This is a genomic window from Streptomyces sp. NBC_01233 (genome assembly GCF_035989305.1).
Lineage (GTDB): Bacteria > Actinomycetota > Actinomycetes > Streptomycetales > Streptomycetaceae > Streptomyces.
Genome location: NZ_CP108514.1, coordinates 6,433,350 through 6,454,111 on the forward strand (window position 1 = coordinate 6,433,350; position 20,762 = coordinate 6,454,111).

General features: G+C 71.5%; 17 protein-coding genes. 8 read left to right on the top strand and 9 right to left on the bottom strand.

The genetic code is table 11. From position 1 onward, the window contains the following. The first annotated feature begins 132 nt into the window (after positions 1–132). Positions 133–786 carry a hypothetical protein gene (locus OG332_RS30800; RefSeq protein ID WP_327416520.1) on the top strand — a complete coding sequence of 218 codons (654 nt, stop codon included), beginning with the start codon at positions 133–135 and terminating at the stop codon, positions 784–786. Between the two features lie 79 nt (positions 787–865). Here OG332_RS30800 and OG332_RS30805 read toward each other — a convergent pair whose 3' ends face one another. Continuing rightward, the gene (locus tag OG332_RS30805; RefSeq protein ID WP_327416521.1) at positions 866–1,081 is read right to left on the bottom strand and encodes a hypothetical protein; all 216 of its coding nucleotides are present in this window, start codon (positions 1,079–1,081) and stop codon (positions 866–868) included. A 168-nt stretch (positions 1,082–1,249) separates the two neighbouring features. Then, the gene (locus tag OG332_RS30810) at positions 1,250–3,520 is read right to left on the bottom strand and encodes a M4 family metallopeptidase (RefSeq protein WP_327416522.1); all 2,271 of its coding nucleotides are present in this window, start codon (positions 3,518–3,520) and stop codon (positions 1,250–1,252) included. A gap of 382 nt (positions 3,521–3,902) precedes the next feature. On the opposite strand from OG332_RS30810, the gene OG332_RS30815 reads away from it, so the two are divergent. Next, on the top strand, positions 3,903–5,378 hold the full coding sequence (locus tag OG332_RS30815) for a sugar transferase (protein ID WP_327416523.1): 1,476 nt from the start codon (positions 3,903–3,905) through the stop codon (positions 5,376–5,378). A 30-nt stretch (positions 5,379–5,408) separates the two neighbouring features. Here the strand turns inward: OG332_RS30815 and OG332_RS30820 are convergent, their stop codons facing one another. After that, positions 5,409–6,353, bottom strand: coding sequence for a GDP-L-fucose synthase family protein (locus tag OG332_RS30820; RefSeq protein WP_327416524.1), 945 nt, complete (start codon positions 6,351–6,353; stop codon positions 5,409–5,411). A 284-nt stretch (positions 6,354–6,637) separates the two neighbouring features. Here OG332_RS30820 and gmd point away from each other — a divergent pair, with 284 nt between their 5' ends. From gmd to OG332_RS30840, 4 genes are all read left to right on the top strand, one after another. After that, positions 6,638–7,651 carry a GDP-mannose 4,6-dehydratase gene (gmd, locus tag OG332_RS30825; protein WP_319723598.1) on the top strand — a complete coding sequence of 338 codons (1,014 nt, stop codon included), beginning with the start codon at positions 6,638–6,640 and terminating at the stop codon, positions 7,649–7,651. 244 nt (positions 7,652–7,895) lie between these two features. Continuing rightward, positions 7,896–10,673, top strand: a complete 2,778-nt coding sequence (locus OG332_RS30830) for a CBM96 family carbohydrate-binding protein (RefSeq protein WP_327416525.1) — start codon at positions 7,896–7,898, stop codon at positions 10,671–10,673. 101 nt (positions 10,674–10,774) lie between these two features. Then, positions 10,775–11,452 (top strand): hypothetical protein, encoded by a 678-nt coding sequence (locus tag OG332_RS30835; protein WP_327416526.1) that lies wholly within the window; start codon positions 10,775–10,777, stop codon positions 11,450–11,452. A gap of 124 nt (positions 11,453–11,576) precedes the next feature. Continuing rightward, on the top strand, positions 11,577–11,792 hold the full coding sequence (locus OG332_RS30840; RefSeq protein ID WP_327416527.1) for a DUF6458 family protein: 216 nt from the start codon (positions 11,577–11,579) through the stop codon (positions 11,790–11,792). Between the two features lie 15 nt (positions 11,793–11,807). Here OG332_RS30840 and OG332_RS30845 read toward each other — a convergent pair whose 3' ends face one another. Beyond that, positions 11,808–12,923: a glycosyltransferase gene (locus tag OG332_RS30845; RefSeq protein WP_327419431.1), complete on the bottom strand. Its 1,116-nt coding sequence runs from the start codon at positions 12,921–12,923 to the stop codon at positions 11,808–11,810. Between the two features lie 8 nt (positions 12,924–12,931). Continuing rightward, the gene (locus OG332_RS30850) at positions 12,932–13,471 is read right to left on the bottom strand and encodes a WcaF family extracellular polysaccharide biosynthesis acetyltransferase (RefSeq protein WP_327416528.1); all 540 of its coding nucleotides are present in this window, start codon (positions 13,469–13,471) and stop codon (positions 12,932–12,934) included. A gap of 170 nt (positions 13,472–13,641) precedes the next feature. Between OG332_RS30850 and OG332_RS30855 the strand changes: the two genes are divergently transcribed. Beyond that, entirely contained in the window at positions 13,642–15,090 is a 1,449-nt protein-coding gene (locus OG332_RS30855; protein ID WP_327419432.1) for a hypothetical protein, read from the top strand. Between the two features lie 91 nt (positions 15,091–15,181). On the opposite strand, the gene OG332_RS30860 is transcribed toward OG332_RS30855, so the two are convergent. The 3 genes from OG332_RS30860 to OG332_RS30870 are packed head-to-tail and all read right to left on the bottom strand — an operon-like array spanning position 15,182 to position 19,361. After that, entirely contained in the window at positions 15,182–16,411 is a 1,230-nt protein-coding gene (locus tag OG332_RS30860) for a hypothetical protein (RefSeq protein ID WP_327416529.1), read from the bottom strand. Next, positions 16,408–18,153 carry a lipopolysaccharide biosynthesis protein gene (locus OG332_RS30865; protein ID WP_327416530.1) on the bottom strand — a complete coding sequence of 582 codons (1,746 nt, stop codon included), beginning with the start codon at positions 18,151–18,153 and terminating at the stop codon, positions 16,408–16,410. Before OG332_RS30865 ends, OG332_RS30860 begins: the two co-directional genes overlap by 4 nt. After that, positions 18,150–19,361 (bottom strand): glycosyltransferase, encoded by a 1,212-nt coding sequence (locus tag OG332_RS30870; protein WP_327419433.1) that lies wholly within the window; start codon positions 19,359–19,361, stop codon positions 18,150–18,152. Before OG332_RS30870 ends, OG332_RS30865 begins: the two co-directional genes overlap by 4 nt. A 165-nt stretch (positions 19,362–19,526) precedes the next feature. On the opposite strand from OG332_RS30870, the gene OG332_RS30875 reads away from it, so the two are divergent. Next, the gene (locus OG332_RS30875) at positions 19,527–20,015 is read left to right on the top strand and encodes an adenylyltransferase/cytidyltransferase family protein (RefSeq protein ID WP_327416531.1); all 489 of its coding nucleotides are present in this window, start codon (positions 19,527–19,529) and stop codon (positions 20,013–20,015) included. Here the strand turns inward: OG332_RS30875 and OG332_RS30880 are convergent. After that, positions 19,996–20,718, bottom strand: coding sequence for a CDP-alcohol phosphatidyltransferase family protein (locus tag OG332_RS30880; protein WP_327416532.1), 723 nt, complete (start codon positions 20,716–20,718; stop codon positions 19,996–19,998). The genes OG332_RS30875 and OG332_RS30880 overlap by 20 nt on opposite strands. Positions 20,719–20,762: the final 44 nt, after the last annotated feature.

The following is a 20,762-nucleotide window of genomic DNA, read 5'->3' on the forward strand; positions in this document are numbered from 1 at the left end:
CTGGGACCTCACGGGTGAACCTTCGAACGTACTGGGCATGCTGAATCGTTTCGGCGACCCGCTCCGCTCCTACGCTGCCCGCGGATGCCACCGAACCCGGCATCCGCGGACCCGAGGAACGGAATTCCCCCCATGCGTCTTCGCACCACCGCCGCCGTGCTCGTCGGCGCTCTCGCGCTCGTCCTGCCCACCGCCGGCCCGTCGCTGGCCGACGACCACGGCGACCGCGTGCTCGGCACGCTGAACTACCGCTTCGTCAACGACAACGACGTCGAGGAGAACGGCCAGATCCGGCCCGTGGACAACAACACCTGCTACGTGCTGACGCGCGCCTCGGGGGACAGGCCCGCGGTCGCGGTCCAGAACAACACGAGGTCGCGGGCGCATCTCTTCGCCAACCGCAGTTGCTCCGGCGAGGAGGTGGCGACGCTGAGGCCGGACGGGCAGCTGAACCAGGTGAGAGTCGTCTCGGCCTACTTCACGCCGGTGAACGGGGAGGACGACGGCCGCGGCGACTGGAACAACGGCGGTGACCAGGGCAGCGACGACCAGGCTCGTGACGACCAGGCTCGTGACGACCAGGCTCGTGACGACCAGGGCCGCGGTGACCAGGGCCGCGACGACGAAGCGCGTGACGACGAAGCGCGTGACGACCAGGCTCGTGACGACCAGGGTCGTGGTGACCAGGCCCGTGACGACGAAGCGCGTGACGACCAGGCCCGTGACGACCAGGCCCGCGACGAGGAGGAAGAGGAGGAAGACCTCGTCTTCCGCGCCATCGGCTGATCCGGTGGCTCCCTGACCCGGAACTGGTCCGGCGCCCCACGCGGCGGCCGGGCCGCTTCCGCGTCAGGCCCCATCCGCGTCAGGCCGCTTCCGCAGGAAGGACAGGTCCTTGCCGGCCCACCGCGTCGGCCACGTCCCCGCCCTTGCGGACGTAACTCCCCACCGGCTCGGCCGCGTACCGGTGGAGCAGATCGCGGGGGCTGCGTACCGGCGTGCGCAGGAAGCCCAGGTCGCGCACCCGACGCCGGGCCGCGACCACTTCTGGCTCGTAGACCGGCCCCGGCCGCTCCGCCACCTTGGCGGACCGTCAGGGCGCCGGCGTGCGCCCGGCCGCGCAGCTCCCCGCACGGGGCGAAGGCAGGGCCGATGGGACGGCACATGGGACAGGGCCGCCCGGGGAGGTCTTCTCCCGGGCGGCCCCGTGTCTATCTGTTCAGCTCTGGCTCACGCTGCCCCGGTGGGGTCAGAAGGTGAGCTTCCAGCTGTTGATGTAGCCGGTGTCCAGGCTGGCAGCGTCCCTGACGCGGAGCTTCCAGGTGCCGTTGGCGACCTCGGAGGAGGCGTTCACGGTGAAGGACTGGACGATGTTGTCCGCGCTGCCGCCGCTGCGGTTGCGCAGGTTGTACACGCTGCCGTCGGGGGCGACGAGGTCGACCACCAGGTCACCGACGTAGGTGTGGACGATGTTCACGTCCACCTTCAGCGTGCTCGGGGCGTTGCCCGTGCGGGTCACCGAGAGCGGGGACTCGACCGTGGCGTTGTCCGCGATCTGGTAGTCGTTCGTGTTCTCGAAGACGTTCTGCTGGCCGGTGCCGACCGTCCAGGTGAAGGACGCCGTTCCGGTCCTGCTCTGCGAGTCGGTCACCGTGACGGTCACGTTGGACGTGCCCGCGGTGGTGGCCGTGCCCGAGATCAGGCCGGTGGAGGAGTTGATCGACAGGCCGGCCGGCAGGCCGGTCGCCGCGTAGCTCAGTGCACCCGGGTTGGTGCTGGTGGCCTGGACCTGCAGGCTGACAGCGGTGTTGATCTGGGTGTTCTGGTTCGCGATCGGGGTGACCGAGACGCCGCTCACGATGCGCGCGCCGACGTTGATGGCCGCCCAGGCGTTCGCCGCGTTGTTGTAGGTGGTCGAACCGGCGCCGTAGAGGTCGGCCGCCGCCTGCAGGGTGGCCGTACGGGCCGCCGCGTAGTTGGTGTTCGACTTGAACAGACCGGTGGTCAGCGCGCGGAACCAGATCTTCGAGGCGGCGTCGCGGCCGATCGCGGTGACCGGGAGGCCGTCGGAGGTCGGCGAGTCGTAGCTCACGCCGTTGACGACCTTGGCGCCGGAGCCCTCGGAGGCCAGGTAGTACCAGTGGTTGGCCGGGCCCGAGGAGTAGTGGACGTCGATGCCACCGAGGCCCGAGTACCAGGCGTCCTTGGACGCGCCGTCCTTGCTCGGCTTGTCCATGTAGCGCAGCGGGCTGCCGTCGCCGTTGATGTCGATCTTCTCGCCGACCAGGTAGTCGCCGACGTCCTGCGGGTTGTTGGCGTAGAACTCGACGGCCGCGGCCATGATGTCCGAGGTGGCCTCGTTCAGACCGCCGGGCTCACCGCTGTAGGTCATGTTGCCGGTGACCGAGGTCAGACCGTGGGTCATCTCGTGCGCCGCCACGTCGGTGGAGGTGAGGGGCTTGTTGTTGCCCTCGCCGTCTCCGTACGTCATGCAGAAGCAGGAGTCGCTCCAGAACGCGTTGACGTAGGCGTTGCCGTAGTGGACCCGGCTGTACGGGGCCACGCCGTCGTTGCGCAGGCCGTTGCGGCCGTGCACGTTCTTGAAGTAGTCCCACGTGACGGCCGCACCGTAGTGGGCGTCCGCGCCGGCGGTCTCCAGGTTGGACGGCTGGTTGTTGCCCCAGATGTCGTCCGGGCCGGAGAACAGGGTGCCGGTACCGGAGCCGGTGCCGCGGTTGAGATTGTACGTCTTGTGGCTGCCGCGCGCGGCGTCGGTCAGGTTCCAGGTGCTGCCCGACTGGGTGGTCCCGAGGGTCACCTGGCCGCTGTACATGGTGTTGCCGGTGCCGGTCTCGATGGCCTGCCACTCGGTGATCTTGGCGCCGGTCTTGGCGTTGGTCACCACGTGCAGCTCGTTCGGGGTGCCGTCGTGCTGGAGGCCGCCGACGACGGTCTCGAACGCGAGCACCGGAGCGCCCTCGGCCGCCCAGATCACCTTGCGGGCGTTCTTGGAGGTCTTGGCATCCTTCGAGCCCTCGGCGTTGGCGGCGGAGACCGCCTGGCCCTCCGCGGCCGACGGGGTGACCGTGGCGTTGGTGTCGGCGACCTTGATCTCGTGATGGGTCGCCTTGGTCACGCTCTTGGTGACACCGCCCTTGGCGTGAACGGTGAGGTCACCGCCGAGCACGGGGAGGCCGTCGTAGGTGCGCTCGTACGTCGTGTGCGTGGTGCCGTCCGCATCCTGGACGACATCGCGGACGACGAGCTTCTCGCCACTGCCGAGGCCGAGCGCCTTGGCGGCCTGCGCGGTGGTCGAGTTGGCCTCGGCGAGGAGCGTCGCACGCTCCGAAGCGCTGAGTACGCGGTTGGCCGCGCCCGGATTGGGCTGGGCGGCCTTGGGTGCCTGGGACGCGGTGGCGTCGGCGGTGGCGGTGCCGGTCTGTATACCTACGGCGAGCAGGGCTGCCGCGGCAACGAGCGCGCCGGCCGCGGTGGCACGCCTCTGGGGGGTGGACCTCAACGCAGACTCCTTCTGCAAGGGGGGTTCCGGATGGCTGGGTGGGCCTCCGGGCAGAACAGGGCTGGTGCGATGAACGGTCGAAGATTGCCACTTGTCGGTCTAGATGTCAGGGCCGCGTCAAAAGGTTGGCCGGAAACGGTTCGTTGTCCGAAGATACGTATCCGGTATTCGGACCATTCACCTTCGTGTGCACAAGGAGGCGTTGGGTATACGGAACGGCCAATACCGGTTGCTAACACTTGCGCACCAAGAGGCTGCGTTGACCCAAACGGCATTTACCGTACGGGTGTTTGTCGTACTGTTTCCCGGTGCGGCAGATGTCCGTTGCCAGGGGAAGCCATGGACACCCGCCACTGTCATAGACCACGTGCCAGGGGGGCCCATGAGGCATGTCCATTTTCCTGCGCAAAGAGTGGCCGGGGCGGCCCATGATTCCGTCGGGTCCGCCCGGCGCCTCGGGGACAAGGCCCGTTGGTACCGCCCGGCCGCCGTCGCCGCCGACTTCTTCGGCGCCGCCCTCCCCGTAGGGCTCGTCTTCGATGCCGCACAGCAGGTCCGGCCCCTCTACTGCGCCCTTGCCGCCGCCGTGGCGTGGACCGGGGTCCAGGCGCTGCGCCGGCGGTACGCGGCCCGCGCGCTCGGGGAGTCGCGCGGAGTGCTGCCCGTCGTGCACGACTGGCTGATTCTCATCGGCGTGCTCGCCGTGGCCCGCGTGGTGACCGAGGAGGACACGCCCCGGCTGTCCGCTCTCGGAGCCCTGCTGCCGGCCCTGCTCATCACCGTCGCCTGCCACAAACTGACCTATCGTCACCTTTCGGCCGCCCGCCGCGAGGCCCAGGCCGTGAGCCGGGTCCTCGTCGTCGGCGAGCCCGACGCGGCCGAGGACGTCATCGCGCACCTCGCCGCCCGCACCGACCACCCGTACGTGGTCGTGGGCGTGGTCCCGGTCGGCTCCGGAGCCCTTTCCAGCGGGGTGCCCGTGGCGGCCCGGCTCGACGAAGCGAAGCCCGAGGCCCCGGCCGGCGACGCCGCGGCCGTGCTCGGCGCCGTCCGCAGCCACCACGCCGACCTGGTGCTGGTGGCCCCCGGCGTACGGATCACGGGGGAGCGGCTGCGCCGCGTCGCCTGGGCCCTGCACGACGCCGGGCTGGAACTGGCGGTCTTCGCCGGGCTGGTGGAGGTCTCCGTCAAGCGGCTGGAGACCCTGTCCGCGGGCGGGCTGGCCGTGCTGCGGGTCGCGCCCCCGGTCGGCCGCGGCGTGCAGACCCTGCTCAAGTCGGCCCTGGACCGGGTGGGAGCCGCGGCCGGACTGCTGCTGCTCGCGCCGGTCTTCCTCGGGATCGTACTGGCCATCCGCTTCGGCTCGCGCGGTCCGGCCTTCTACCGGCAGCAGCGCATCGGCCGCGACGGGGTCCCGTTCGTCATGTGGAAGTTCCGCACGATGGTGACGGACGCCGACGCCCGCAAGGACGAGCTGTCCGGGGCGAACGAGAACGACGGCCTGATGTTCAAGATGCGCCGTGACCCCCGGGTGACCCGGGTGGGCAGGCTGCTGCGCCGCACCTCGCTGGACGAACTGCCGCAGCTGGTCAACGTGCTGACCGGCACCATGTCGCTGGTCGGTCCGCGCCCGCCGCTGCCGGAGGAGGTGGCCCAGTACGACGAGGTCGAACTGCGGCGGCTCACCGTGCGGCCCGGGATGACCGGGTTGTGGCAGATCAGCGGCAGGTCCGACCTGTCGTGGGACGAAACGATCCAGCTTGACCTGCAGTACGTCGACAACTGGTCCTTCACCAGCGATGTCGACGTGATGGGCCGTACGCTCCGCGCCGTCGTCGACGGACGCGGAGCGTACTGAGGCTCCGGGGTGTCGAGGCCGCCTGTGCGATCAGCTCTGCTCGCGCCACCACTTGTACGTGGCGGCGATCCCGTCCCGCAGCGGGACGGCGGGCTTCCAGCCGAGCGAGGTCAGGCGGCCGACGTCCAGGAGCTTGCGCGGGGTCCCGTCCGGCTTGGACGTGTCCCAGGCGAGCCGGCCCTGGAAGCCGGTCACCTCGGCGACCGTCTCGGCCAGTTCCCTGATGGTCAGGTCCTCGCCGCAGCCGATGTTGACCGGCTCGTCGCCGTCGTAGCTGCCGAGCAGCACGGCGCAGGCGGCGGCCAGGTCGTCCACGTGCAGGAACTCCCGCCGCGGGGTCCCCGAGCCCCACAGGGTGACCTCCTCGCGGCCCTCGGCGGCGGCCTCGTGGAACCGCCGGATGAGGGCGGGCAGGACGTGCGAGGTCTCCAGGTCGAAGTTGTCGCCCGGGCCGTAGAGGTTCGTGGGCATGGCCGAGATGTACGAGGCCCCGTACTGCTTGCGGTACGACTGGACCTGGACGATGCCGGCGATCTTCGCGAGGGCGTAGGCCTCGTTGGTCGGCTCCAGCGGGCCGGTCAGCAGGGCGTCCTCGCGGATGGGCTGCGGGGCCAGCTTCGGGTAGATGCAGGACGAACCGAGGAACAGCAGCCGGCCCACGCCGGCGGCGTGCGCGCCGCCGATCACGCTGAGCTGGATCTGGAGGTTCTCCTCCAGGAACTGCACCGGGTAGGTGCTGTTGGCCATGATCCCGCCGACCTTGGCGGCGGCCAGCACGACGGCGTCCGGTCGGACGTCCTTCAGGTACGCACCCGTTGCGGCGGCGTCGCGCAGGTCGAGGTCGGCGCGGCCCCGGGCGAGCACCTCGTGGCCGTCGGCGGTCAGCCGCCGGGCGACCGCGGACCCCACGAGGCCGCGGTGGCCCGCGACGAAGACGCGGGCGTTCGGGGGCAGGAGCGGCAGCGAACTTGTCATACCGCCGATGATGCCAGTCCGCTCCCGCGGGGGTGGCGGTGGTCCGGGCCCGCGGGCCCGGACCACCGCCGCGCTCCCGCACGGGCCCTGGCGGTCGGGGTGTGCGGGCGGTGTGTGAGGGGTGTGGAGGAATCCGCCGCAAAGGCGGCTGGACCGGGCGTGTACGGTACGCATCCAGTCCCCGGTTCCGGCCGGTGCGCCGGGCCGTCTGCCTGCCGGGACCTTGAACGGGTGGGGGCGCCCCGCTCATCACAACTGACCGAAACCATCCCCAGGGGGACCGTATGGGCAAGACCGCACTGATCACCGGCGTCACCGGGCAGGACGGCTCGTACCTCGCCGAGCTCCTGCTCTCCAAGGGCTACACGGTGCACGGGCTCGTGCGGCGGTCCTCCAGCTTCAACACGGAGCGGGTCGACCACATTTACCAGGACCCGCAGACGGCCAACCGGTCCTTCGTCCTGCACCACGCCGACCTCTCCGACGGCGTCGCGCTGGTGAACCTGCTCCGTGACATACGCCCCGACGAGGTCTACAACCTCGGCGCCCAGTCCCACGTCCGCGTCTCCTTCGACGCCCCGCTCTACACGGGCGACGTGACCGGCCTCGGCGCGCTGCGGCTGCTGGAGGCCATCCGGGCCAGCGGCGTCGACACCCGCATCTACCAGGCCTCGTCCTCGGAGATGTTCGGGGCCACCCCGCCCCCGCAGAACGAGGGGACCCCGTTCCACCCGCGCAGCCCGTACGGCGCCGCGAAGGTCTTCGCGTACTGGACCACGGTGAACTACCGCGAGGCGTACGACATGTTCGCCGTCAACGGGATCCTCTTCAACCACGAGTCCCCGCGCCGCGGCGAGACCTTCGTGACCCGCAAGATCACCCGCGCGGTCGCCCGCATCAAGGCCGGTCTCCAGGACCACCTCTACCTCGGCAACCTCGACGCGGTGCGCGACTGGGGCTACGCCCCCGAGTACGTGGACGCCATGTGGCGGATGCTGCAGCAGGACGAGCCCACCGACTACGTCGTCGCCACCGGCGTGGCCGCGACCGTCCGCGAGTTCGTCGAGTCGTCCTTCTCGCACGCCGGTCTCGACTGGAACGAGCACGTGCGCTACGACGCCAAGTACGAGCGTCCCAGCGAGGTCGACGCCCTCATCGGCGACGCCTCGAAGGCCCATGACCTGCTTGGCTGGAAGCCATCGGTCCTGGTGGCGGAGCTGGCGCAGATCATGGTCGACGCCGACATTCGTCAAGTCGAGGACCAGCTGGCGGGCGTGACGGTCCGTATCGACCGCTGAGGCCTTATATTTCCCCTACGATTTGCCGTGTCCCGGTCATTCGTGCACTTCTCTGCAGGTGTGGTCGGGGTAAACCTGCCATATGTCCGTTGCGCACCCTCAATGCTGAACCGTTGATTCCAAGTTGGTATGCAATGGGTCAAGAGGGGTGACCAGGCCCTCGCGTGAGCCCTAGTCTTCGCCCGTACATATGGCTGTTCGGATAGTTCCAGCCATCAAACCGGGCGATTGCCCTGGGGGGCTCATGCGTAGATCCAGAGGGCTGACTGCTGCCCTCGTCCTGTCACTGGCCGGTGCCGGCACCGGCATAGGCCTGGTGTTGATGCCTCAGGCGTCCGCCATCACGCCGCCGGTGGCATTCACCGCCGACGAACTGCCCACCTGGCAGCCCGACGGCATCGTCTTTGCGATGGCCCAGGCGAACGGCACGGTCTTCGCCGGCGGTACCTTCTCGGCGGTCCGTCCGCCCGAGGGCGCCGCGGGAGCCGAGCAGGAGGCCGTGAACTTCGTCGCGCTCGACGCCGCGACGGGCCAGCCCACCGCCTGCAAGCTCGCCTTCACCGTCGGCGACGGCACGGCGACCGTGCGCACCCTGGTCGTCTCCAAGGACAAGAAGACCCTGTACGCGGGCGGCTACTTCGGCGCCGTCAACGGCACCCCGGTCTCCAGCCTCGCGGCGATCGACATCGCGAGCTGCACCCCCAAGGCATCGTTCCACCCGGGCTTCCCCGCCACCGTGCGCGGGCTCGCCGTCACCGACGACACCCTGTACGCGGCCGGCGACTTCAACGCCGTCGACGGCCAGACCCGCGAGCGGTTCGCCGCCGTGGACGCCGGCACCGGTGCGCTCAAGCCCTTCGTCGCCAACGTCGACGAGCCGGGCCGCGCGGTCGAGGTCACCCCCGACGGCAAGAACGTGCTGCTGGGCGGCGACTTCTTCACCGTCAACGGCTCCGACAGCCACGCCCTGGCCGTGGTCAACGCCACCACGGGCGCGGTCACCAAGACGTACAGCAACATCCCGTCGAACTCGGTCGTCAAGGACATCTCCACCGACGACGCGGGCTTCTACACGGGCAACGAGGGCTCCGGCGGCGGCGTCTTCGACGGCCGCATCGGCCTGCGCCTCAGCGACTTCAGCGAGAAGTGGCGCGACCGCTGCCTCGGCGCCACCCAGTTCGTCCTGCCCTACGAGGGAGTGCTCTACAGCTCCTCGCACGCGCACAACTGCTCCAGCGAGCTGGAGTTCCCCGACGGCAAGCGGCACTTCCTGCTGGCCCAGCCGACCAACCACGAAGGCGCCGCCCCCGCGCCCGTGGACGGATTCGTGCGCGGCCCCGGCAAGCTCGGCTGGCACCCCACCGCCAACGACGGCCTCGGCGAGGGCATCGGCCCGCGCGTCATGGCCGTGGCCGACAAGAACGACGTCAAGTACATGTGGGTCGGCGGTGAGTTCACCCTCATCAACGGCAAGGCGCAGCAGGGCCTGACCCGCTTCGCCTCCACCGGCGACGTCGGCGCCCCGACCACCCCGGTGGCCAGCGCCGCGAGCGTCAAGCCCGGCGAGGCCCAGATCCGCTGGCGCACCAGCTACGACGCGGACGACAGCAAGCTGACGTACCGCATCTACCGCAACGGCTCGGCCACCCCGGCCGCGACGGTCACCGCCAGCTCGCTGGAGTGGGAGCGCCCGCAGGCCTCCTGGACCGACGCCACGGTCAAGGCCGGCCAGACGTACACCTACCGGGTGACCGCGACCGACGACGCCGGCAACACCAGCGCCCTGTCGGCCGTCGCCCCGGTGACGATCCCGACCTCGGTCCAGTCGTACCCGAACCAGGTCCGCGCGGACGGCGCCAACCTGTACTGGCGCTACGACGACACCGTCAGCCCGTACGTGGCCGACTCCTCCAACGGTGGCAACACCAGCGGTGTCCAGCTCAACGCCCCGGCCCTGCGCCAGACGCCCGGCGCGGTCTCCGGCGCCAGCACGGCGATGGGCTTCAACGGAACCAGCCAGCAGGTGCACGGCGACCGCCGTCAGACGGTCGGCAACACGTTCACCGTCGAGACCTGGTTCAAGACGAACACCACGCGCGGCGGCAAGCTGATCGGCTTCGGCAACAACACCACGCGCAACAGCGGCTCGTTCGACCGGCACATCTACATGACCAACACCGGACGCCTCGTCTTCGGTGTCTACAACGGCTCGGCCCGCACCGTCTCCACGGGTCTGTTCGAGACGTACAACGACAACAAGTGGCACCACGTGGTCGGCACCCAGGGCCCCGGCGGCATCACGCTGTACGTCGACGGCCAGAGCAAGGGCTCGCTGAACGCCACCAGCAACGCCACCTACGCGGGCTACTGGCACGCCGGCGGTGACAACCTCTCCGGTTGGCCGACCCGCCCGACGAGCAACTTCTTCGCCGGTCAGCTCGACGAGACGGCCGTCTACCCGACGGCGCTCACCCAGGCCCAGGTCAAGAACCACTTCGACCTGGCCAAGGCTCCCACCGACTCGGTCTCCGCGGTCAAGGCGACCGAGGACACCTACATCAACCAGGGTGCCCCGAGCACGGCCTACGGCACGTCCACCTCGCTCGCGGTGCGCGGCACCTCGGCGTACGAGACGTACCTGCGCTTCGACCTGCCGGCCGCCCCGGCCGGCCAGGTCCTGAAGTCCGCCTCGCTGCAGATCAAGACCTCCACGCAGGCGGGCGCCGGCACCGCCGACACCGTCTCCGTGGTCCCGGTCACCGGCACCTGGAGCGGCGCGGGCACCACCTTCAACACCAAGCCCACCCTCGGCACCACCCCGCTCGGCAGCATCGCGGGCGTGCCGGACGGCTCGGCGGTGCACAGCGTCGAGCTGGACACCACCGCGCTCTCCGCGGTGCTGGGCGGCAGCTACAGCCTGGGCCTGACGAGCACGGGCACCGACCCGCTGTGGATCTGGTCCTCGGAGTCCACGGCGGCGGAGGGCACTCCGCAGCTGGTTCTGACCTTCGGCGCGAAGTAGCGACCACCGAAGCAACCGCCTGACGGCGTGCGGGGCCCGGCTCTACGTGGCCGGGCCCCGCTCGCCTGTCCCACCCCTGTAAGTAGTACGGGAGCCATCCGATGTACCGACGCTCCGCGGCGGCCGCTGTCCTGCTGACCGCCGCCCTGACCCTGACCGCCTGCAGTTCGGGCGGGGACGACTCCGGGGTGAAGGCGAAGCCTCCGGCCTCGTCGGCGGCCCCCGATCCCGCGGACACCCCGGCCACCCCGGCCGCGGCGGATCCCGCGGCCGACGCGAAGCCGACGGGCCCGGTCCTCCCCGACGCGAAGCTCACCCCGAAGACGGGCAGCTTCACGGAGCAGGAGAAGAAGTACCTGAGCGGGCGGGTCCCCGAGAAGATGGACCCGGCGGCCGTCCTGCAGACGGGCCAGGAGGCCTGCCAGCGGGTGGCGCGCACCGCGAAGCGCGACAAGGACGCCGCGACCGGGGCCGTCATCACCGGGGAGATCCCGGGTGCCAAGGACGCGATCACCTACCTGTGCCCGGACCAGAAGCCGGTCCTCGCCGCGGCGGAGAAGGGCTTCGCCGAAGGCCCCAGGAAGTCGCCCGCGGCGGGCAGCTACCGGGCGCTGACCCAGGCCGTGAACTGCACCTGGGACGCCAAGGGCAAGGACGGTTCCGTCCTCGCCTCGGGCCCCGAGGCCCCGCTCAAGGCCGGCGACAAGATCACGGCGACCATCCCGGCGGGCACGGCGGAGTTCAACTCCTCCGGCTGCTACGCCTGGATCCCCGCGTAGCACCGCGAACGCCCGCAGAGGCAAGAACGCCCCCGAGGACCGGACTCCCGGCCCCCGGGGGCGTTTTCGTGCTCCGGACCCGGGTAGCCGCGCGGTCACAGCCACGACGGCGGAAGGCAGGCTCATGGGCATCGGTGGATGCATCGTTCTGATCGTGGTGGGTGCCATCCTCACCTTCGCCAGCGACTGGGAGATGGAGAGCGTCAACCTCGACCTGGTCGGTCTGATCATGATGGCGGTGGGCGGGATCGGCCTCGCCGTGTACACCAGCATCTACAAGCGGCGCCGGACCGCGGGCGCGATACCCGTGGTGGAGGAACACCGCTGCGACGTCATCTGACGCCGCGGCAGGGCCTCACGCGCGCAGCGCGCCCTCGTACACCGGGAGCAGGGTGTCCAGGACCGCGTCCATGGAGAAGGAGTCCGCGGCCAGTTTGCGGGCCGACAGCGAGGCTTCGCGGTTGGCCGCCGGGTCCAGCAGGGCCAGGACGGCCGCGGCGACGCCCGCCGGGCCCGGATCCACCGCGTGCCCCGCACCGGCCCCGGCGACGTCGCGGGCCAGGCCGTTGGAGTGCGTGACCACCGAGGGGACGCCCACCGAGAGCGCCTCCAGCACCGACATCGGGAACGGCTCGTCCACCGAGGGCAGCACGTACACGTGGGCCCGGCGCAGCTCCGCCAGGACCTCCGCGCTGGACAGCGCCCCCGGGACCGTGAACCGGTCCGTCAGGCCCAGCGCCCCGATCCGGGCGCGTACGGCCCCCAACTCGCCCTCGTCCGGGCCCGCGACCACGAAGTGCGCGTCCGGGTGCGCCGCCAGGACCGCCGGGGCCGCGTCCACGAAGTCCACCGGCCGCTTGCGGGCCTGCAGGCGCGCCGAGTACAGGATCCGCGGCGGGCCGACCGGCTGCGGGCGCTCCTCCTGCGCCGGGGTTCCGTTGACCAGGCGGACCGCGTGGGCCAGCGGCGCGCCCACCACTGCGTCCAGGCCCTCCCGCTCGTGCGGGGTCAGGTACAGCAGCGCGTCCGCGCCGCGCAGCAGCCGGCGTACCGCCACCGCGTCCAGCACCTTGGCGAGCAGCTTCTCGCTCGGGTCCACCATCCCGTGGGTCTGCAGCACCAGGGGCTTGCCCGCCCGCAGCGCAGCCAGGGCCACCGGCAGGGTCACCAGGTCCCGGGCCAGGTGGACGTGGACGAGGTCCGCGTCGCGCACGAGGCGCCCGGCCGAGGCCAGCAGCGCCGGCGAGGTCATACCGCTGAAGCCGAGGGGGAGCAGGCGGCGGGCCGGGAACAGCTTCGCCGGTACGCCCTCCACCGAGGTGGGCCACTCGTTGAAGCCCTCGCCCAGGGCGAGCAGCCGCGCCTCGTGGCCCCGGGAGCGCAGCCCCTTCGCCAGGTTCAGCGCGACCCGGACCGGCCCGCCGAAGGCGTGCGAGGGGGAGTGCAGGGTGACGGCGTGCAGCACGCTCAGCGGGGTGCTCACTTGGGCTCCTCCACCGGGCGGCGCTGCCCGTCCTGGGTCTGCAGGGTCAGCTCCGGCAGGTCCTTGTGCACGACCGAGCCCGCACCGGCGACCGCGCAGCGGCCCACCGTGACCCCGGCCAGCACGGTCGCCCGCACCGCCACCCACGCGCCGTCCTCGACGGTGACGGGCGCGTTGCGGTAGCGGAAGTCGGCGGCCCGGTGGTCGTGCGAGCCGGTGCACAGCATGGCCTCCTGCGAGACGCACACGTGCGAACCGATCGTCACCGGCTCCAGGTTCAGCAGCCAGGCGCCCTCGCCTATCCAGGTGTGGTCCCCGACGGTGAGCTTCCACGGCCACAGCACCCGCACCCGGTGCCGGATCAGCACGCCCTCGCCGATCTTCGCGCCGAAGGCCCGCAGCAGCGCCACCCGCAGCCGCGCCGGACAGAACCAGCTCATGAACAGCGTGTTCATCACGGCGAACCAGAGTGCCTGCGTCAGCAGCCCGCGGCCCTTGTCGTACCCGGCCAGCGTGAAGGAAGGAAGATCCCGCAACTGTCGCCCCCATCTGCACTCCGCCGCCGCCTCCCCGGGCGTGGCCCGCTCAGACTAGACTGCGCGCGGACCAGGCACATCGGGTGGGGGCGGCAGTGACGACGGACGTACGCAAGCCCTCCGCAACGCCCGCGAAGCAGCCCGCCCCGTCCCCCTTCGAGGACGAGAGCCTGTGGGGCCGGGCCACCCTCCCGCGCACCCTGCTCTCGCGCGCGCTGTCCGTCCCGCTCGCGCTCGGATTCACCGTCTTCCTGCCGTTGTTCGTCGCCGCCCAGTCGGGCGCCGGCGCCCGCGACGCGGCCTTCTGGCTGCAGTTGCTGCTCACCATGTACGCGGGCGCCCGGCTCTCGGCGATGGTGCTCACCAGCCGACGCAAGCTGCTTCAGGGCTCCTTCTGGCTCTTCGTCTACATGGCCATGGGCGTGGCCCCGCTCGCGCAGGCCGTCCTCGGCCAGGTCCCGACTCCGGTCGTCGGTCCGCGCTCCGACCTGACCGTCGCCATCGGGCTGGTGCTGCTCGGCTGCACGGCCTTCGACGTCGGCGTGCTGCTGGCCCGTCACCGGCCGGCCGGGCGTGCGGGCGGCTCGCAGAAGAAGTCGCGCCCGGTCATGGCCCACCGGCGGCGCCTCCAGCTGCTCACGATCCTGTCCTTCGGGTGCAGCGCGGTCTTCATCATGAAGCTCGGCGGTCCGGCGGTCTTCTTCTCCAGCCGCCAGGAGATCATCGCCGGCATCGAGGAGGCGGGCGTCTCCAACGGCGACGGCCAGGCCGGGCAGGCCCTGCTGCGCGGCTTCGGCACCGTCCCGGCACTGCTCGCGCTGCTCCTCTACACACGCTGGCTGATCACCTCGAAGTTCGCCCGCCGCAAGGTGTCGGTCATCGTCACGTGGGCGGCGCTCGTCGGCCTCAACCTGATCGTCAACAACCCGATCTCCAACCCGCGGTACTGGTTCCTGACGGTCATGTTCGCGCTGCTCTTCACCGTCTTCCCGGTGAGCGCGGCGATGTACCGCGTGGCGCTGTCGATGGCGGTGGTCGTCGCGCTCCTGATCTTCCCGTTCGCCGACCGCTTCCGGTACGACGAGAAGAACTACCGCCCGGTCGAGACCACGTCCTTCCTGGAGCCGATGGCGCTCAAGGACTACGACCAGATCGGCATGTTCGCGAACACCATCACCTTCTCGGAGTCGGGCCCCGGGCACTTCTACGGGCGCCAGCTGGCCGGGTCGATCCTGTTCGCGGTGCCACGCTCGGTGTGGGCGGGCAAGCCGCGGGACACCGGCGTGATGGTCGGCCAGTGGATGGGCACGGTCAACACCAACCTCTCCTCCCCGATCTGGGCGGAGCTGTGGCTCGACTTCGGTCCGCTCGGGATGGGCGCCGGACTGCTGGGCATGGGGTACGCCTCCGCCCGCGTCGACCGGCGCTACGCGAAACGGGCCACGCGGCGGTCGCCGCCGGGCAGCCTGATCTCGGTGGTCGTCCCGCTGGTCGCGGGTTACTCCTTCATCCTGCTGCGCGGACCGCTGCTCCAGGCGTCCGGCCGCGTGGCGATCGCCGCCCTCTGCCTCGCGCTGGTCGCGACGTACCGTACGGACAAGTCCACCACCCTGCGCTAGCCCCGCCCGTGCGCAGGTGCCGCGCCGCTGCGGGGGCGCCGCCCCCGAACCCGTGGGTCCGGGCAGAGCCCGGGAAACGGCGGGCAGCGGGTCAGGCGGCGGGGGCCGGCTCGGGTTCGCGGTCCTGCGCAGCAGGGACTCGCAGGCGGGTGACGCGCCACCAGGCGGCCGCGGCCTTGAGGGCGGAGCCGGCAGTCAGGCCCACCGCGGCGCCCGCCACACCCCCCACCGCGTAGCCGCCCAGCAGCAGGCCCACGGACAGCAGCGAGAAGACCACCTGCAAGGACAGCGTGGCCTTCGGCGCCAGCACCCGCAGGGTCAGCAGCGCACAGGTGCCGAGCCCCATGACGGCGTACTGGGCCCCCGTCGCCGGCAGCAGCCCGGCCGTCGCCGTCCAGGTGTCGCCGAGCAGCTGACGGCCCAACCGGTCGGGCAGTGCGTACAGCACGGCCCCCCAGCCCGCGCCGACCGCGGCCAGCACCAGCCCCAGCAGCGCGGTCGCCCGCACCGTGGCCCGCTTGCCGCCGATCCGGCCGAGCACCGGCGGCCCGAAGGCGTTCGCGGAGTTGAACAGCACGTTCAGCGGCCCGAAGAGGGTGGTCGCGCCCCGCAGCGCGCCGACGGCCAGCGGGGTCGCGAAGACGCCGAGGCCCAGCACGGCGAGCTGGCTGGAGCCGTTGCCCACCGCGAACTCGACCACGAAGCGCTGCCCGAGGTGACCCCGCCGCAGGTACGGCCGCAGGTCCGCGCGGGCGCCGCGGACGTACGGCCGCAGCAGCCACAGCCCCAGTACCAGCGCGGGCACCGCGGAGAGGCCCCACGCCAGTACCAGGCGGCCCGCCGAGGCCCCTTCGGGCTGCACGGCCAGCGCCGCGACCACGCACACCAGCCGCAGCGCGTCCGCGGCCAGCGCCCGCTCGGGGGCGCGCAGCGCGGAGAAGCAGTACCGCAGCCCGTCCTGGAGGAGCACCAGCGGCAGTACGAGGCCCAGCGCGAGGAAGGCCCGCCCGGGCGTGCCGGGGAGAGCGAGGCCCACCACCACGAGCAGCGCGCCCACGGCGGCCGACGCGGCCCCGGTGAAGCCGACGGCGGAGCGGCACGTCGCGCCGAGCCCTTCGCCCTTCTCCAGGACGAGGCTCTGGCCGACGTAGGCCATGTTGAGTCCGAGGAGCACGCTGAAGGTCACGTACACCATCGAGAAGCCGGCGAACCCGGCTGCCGAGGACAGCCGGGCGGCCAGCACCAGCACCAGGATGTTCGTGGCGCTGGAGGCGGCCTGGTCGAGGACCGACGCGACGGCGGCGAGGCCGCGTCGGCTCATCTGCGGCCCATGCGCACGGTGCGCAGCGCGACGGTGTCGGTGCCGTCACCGGGGATGTGCTGCTCGGGCTCGGCCACCTCGTACGGGATCGGCTGCGGCGGCTGCGGCCCGCTCGCCGGGGAGCTCGCGGCAGGGGCGGGAGCGGGGTTCTTGTCCTTGCCGCGGCCGCGCTTCTCGCCGGGCAGCGGGGCGTGCAGCACCGCGCCGAGCACCGTGCCGCCGGCGCCGCTGATCAGCTCGCGGATCCGGGACAGATCGGTGCGGTGGACGCCGCGCGGATTGCAGACGACGAGGACGCCGTCGACGCGGTCGACGAGGGCGAGGGCGTCGGCGTACGAGAGCACGGGCGGCGCGAGCACGACGACGGTCGCGTTGGGGGAGTCGGCCTCGGAGATCAGCCGGGTGGCGCGCGGGGAGGTCAGCGCGCGCGGCACGTTGCGCGCCCGCTCGCCGGGGATCAGGTCGAAGGAGCCGGACTCGCCGGCGTCCACGACGAGCTGGCGTCCGTCGGGCCACTCGGAGTCGGAGTGCCGTCCGCCGCCCTTCGGACTGCCCGGGGTCTGGCTCCAGCGGGGCCGGCCGCCGGCGTCCGTCGGCAACTGGCTGGCCAGTACCGGGGTGCGCAGGTCGGCCTCGATGAGCAGGACGTCCTTGCCGGTCTCGGCGAAGGAGGCGGCGAGGTTCACGGCCACCGCGGCGGCGGTCTCGCTGCTGCCGCGCGGGGCGACGACGAGCAGCCGGCGCCGGTCGGCGAAGCGGGAGTCGTAGGCGAGCCGGAAGGCCACCGAGCGGTATTCCTCGGCGAGGCGGGGATCGGCCTCGCCGGCGGCGAGCAGCGGCCCGCCGCCCGTCCGGTCCCGGGGCAGGTAGCCGAGTACGGGTGCGCGCAGGGCCCGTGCCACGTCGCCCTCGGAGCGGGGCGCCGGGTCGAAGACGAGCCGGACCCAGGCGGCGAGCAGGCCGAGGGCGAGGCCCACGGCGGCGCCGAGCGCGAGGGACATCAGGATGCCGGGGCCGTCGGCTGCGGGGGGCGCCGTCGCGGCGCTGGTGACCCGGCCCGGGGTCATGTCGAGGGCTTCGAGCTTGGTGATCTTGGTGTTGTACCCGCCGACCTCGCTCTGCAGGTCGGTCTTGGAGGAGCCGGCCGCGTCGCGCCCCGCGCCGGCGGGCATCCGCGCGATCTCCTTGGAGAGCTCGTCGAGCTGCTTGGCGATCGGGTCGCGCTGCTCCTTGTAGCCCTTGACCATCTTGTCGCGGGTGGCGTCGAGGGACTCCTGCCGCTTGAGCAGGTACGCCTCGGTCATCGCGTTGGCGCGCTTGGCGGCCTCCTTGGGGGAGGACGCGGTGTAGGTGAAGCGCAGCACCATGGTCTGCGGCGGGTTGGTGACCTGCAGACCGCTGCGCAGGGCGGCGAAGCCGGACGCGGACACGCCGAGCTTCTTCGCCGCCTCGTTGGCTATGGAGGAGCTGAGCGCGACCTGGCGCTCCGAGCCGATGTTGATCGCCTTGTCGGGGGCGAGGCTCGGGTTGAACGGGTCGTCGGTGGGCGCGCGCAGCACGACGTCGGCGGTCGCGACGTAGGTGTCGGCCGTGGAGATGCCGAGGTAGACGCCGCCCAGCAGGCCGATCCCGATGCCCGCGCCGATGAGCCTGCGGTAGCGCAGGAGCTGCCGGAACTGGTCTCTGAGGAGATCCGGTTCGTCGTCGGCCGGTGCCGCTGCAGGGCGGTTCGTCTCGATCACGGCCGGGGTCCCCCAAGTGCTTCGTCTATCAGTGCGTCGATGCGGGCCAGGCCCGCTTCACGGCTCAGATGGGCCGCCACGTGGCGGGGTCCGGCCGCTCCCAGTGCGTCTGCGCCTTCGGGGTCCTCGGCCAGGGCCCGTACGGCCTTCAGCAGGGCCTCGGGGTCCTCCGGCGGTACGAGCACCCCTGCGCCCGAGCGTTCCACCTCCTGGGCGGTGCCGCCCTCCGCCGCCACGGAGGCGACGACGGGACGGCCGGTCTGGAAGTAGGAGGTGAGTTTCGACGGCACGCTCATGTCCAGCACGGCAGCGTGCTGCGTGACCGCGAGTACGTCCGCCGCGGCGAGGATATCCGGGAACTCGCCGTCCGCGGCAGCGGGGATGATGTCCAGATTCGGCACATCGGCCGAGAGGTCGGCGAGCGCCGCGCGCTGACTTCCGTCCCCCATGAGGACGAAGCGGACATGCGGATCCAGGCGAGCGGCGCCCACGAGGACCTCCAGCCCCTGCTTGAGCCCCATGTTCCCGGAGTGCAGGACGACGGTCTCGCCGGGGCCCCAGCCGAGGTGGCGACGGGTCTCGCCGCGCGGCTTGGTGGGCACCGCCACGTGCGACCAGTTGGGGACGAGGCGGATCCTGCCCGGGTCCACGCCCATGCCGACGACCCGGTCCACGAAGGTCTCGTGGATGACGCCGACGAGGGTGGCCCGCTTGAGGGCGTAGGCCTCGGCGCGGCCGGCGATCGCGGCCGCCTTGTCACCGCCGCTGATCCCGCTCTGCGCGGCGGCGGCGCCCATCAGGTCCTGGACGACGGGGATGTACGGGACCTTCCAGCGCGCCGCGAGCCGGGCGGCGAGCACCCCGCCGGCCAGGCTGGGCATCTGGGCGAGGACCGCGTCCGGCTTGGGCATCCGGGGCGGAGCCACGGCGCCGTGCAGCAGAATCGATCCTTCAAAAAGGGCCCGCTTCACGGCGGTTTGGCGCGGCGGTACGGTGTGCGCGCGCCGGTGCACGGTGACGCCCGCGCGCTGTTCCGTGCGCCGGAGCGCCCCCTTGTACTCCGGCTCGATCGACCACGCCGGGTAGTGCGGCATGCCGGCGAGGACGTGGGTCTCGTGGCCGAGATCCGCCCAGTGCTCCGCGATCTGGGTGGCGTACGGGCCGATCCCCGCATGCTCCGGAGCGTAATTGGTGGAAACCAGCAGCATGCGCCGCTGACCGGATCTGGACACCGAGCGTCCCCTCTTCCCCTGGATGATGCGCACGTCACCCTATTCGTTCACCCGCGTACTGCGGAACGTGCACGCTATTGTCTGCTAATCAGCTGCACCGGGGGGTGCGGCCGCTGGGGATAACAGATGACGGAGCGCGACATGTCCGACTTTGGCGCGCCAGGGCGTAGACCGTACCGAGTCGGCTACGCGCCGGGGGCCTACGATCTGTTCCACATCGGACATCTGAACATCCTTCGGCACGCCCGGAGTCAGTGCGACTACCTCGTCGCCGGAGTGGTCTCCGACGAGATGGCCGAACTCGCCAAGGGGCGACGCCCGATGATCCCGCTCGTCGAGCGGCTGGAGATCGTCCGCAGCGTGAAGTACGTCGACGCCGCCTTCGTCGAGACCGTCCCGGACAAGGTGGAGACCTGGAAGCAGGTCCGCTTCGACGTCATCTTCAAGGGCGACGACTGGCGCGGCACGCCCAAGGGCGACCGGCTGGAGAAGGACTTCGCCGCCCACGGCGTCGACGTCGTCTACTTCCCCTACACCGTGCACACTTCCAGCACCCAGCTGCGCCGGGCGCTGGACGCGCTCGCGGAACCGCCCGCGCTCCCCGCTCAGGTCACCGGGGAACGGCGCTGAGCTCCCGGAACCACTTCGCGAGGAACGCCAGCAGGAACAGCCCGGCGACCGCGCCCAGTCCCGCGTACGTCCAGGCGAACAGCTTCCCGCCGCCGAGCAGCAGGAACACCAGGCAGAACACCCCGTAGTCCACGGGAAGCAGGGCCACCGCGCGCAGGGTCGACGGGGCGGCGGCGGGGCTGCCCGGGGCCGGCTTCGGCTTGAGCTTCTCGGTCAGCAGCCCGCCGAAGAAGGTGACGACCGAGGCGAACTGGAAGCCCAGCGGCACCAGTAGCCAGGCCTCGGCCGTCGTTCCGTACTCCTCGGGGAACCGGTAGAAGGCGATCAGCACGCACGAGTGCAGCGCCGTGAGCTTGGCCGCGTCCACGACGTGGTCCAGCCACTCGCCGGCCGCGCTGCCGCCCCCGCGCAGCCGGGCCAGCTGCCCGTCCGCGGAGTCGAAGGCGAACCCGACGGCGAGCGCCGCCCACACCGCGATCCCCAGCCCCCACGAGGGCGCGCACAGGGCCGCCGCGGCCACGGCGGCGAAGCTGAAGGCGGCGCTGACCAGGGTCACCTGGTTCGGGGTGAGCCCGAGCGCGTACGAACCGGCGGCCAGGTAGCGCCCGGCGGGCCGGTTGACGAACCGCGAATACAGCGACACCCCCTTCGCCGACTTCTGCGCCCCGCGCAGTTCCTGCAGCGCGGTGTTGACTCTGCCCATGCAGGGACCCCCTCAGAACGATGTCGAACACATCATCGCAGGGC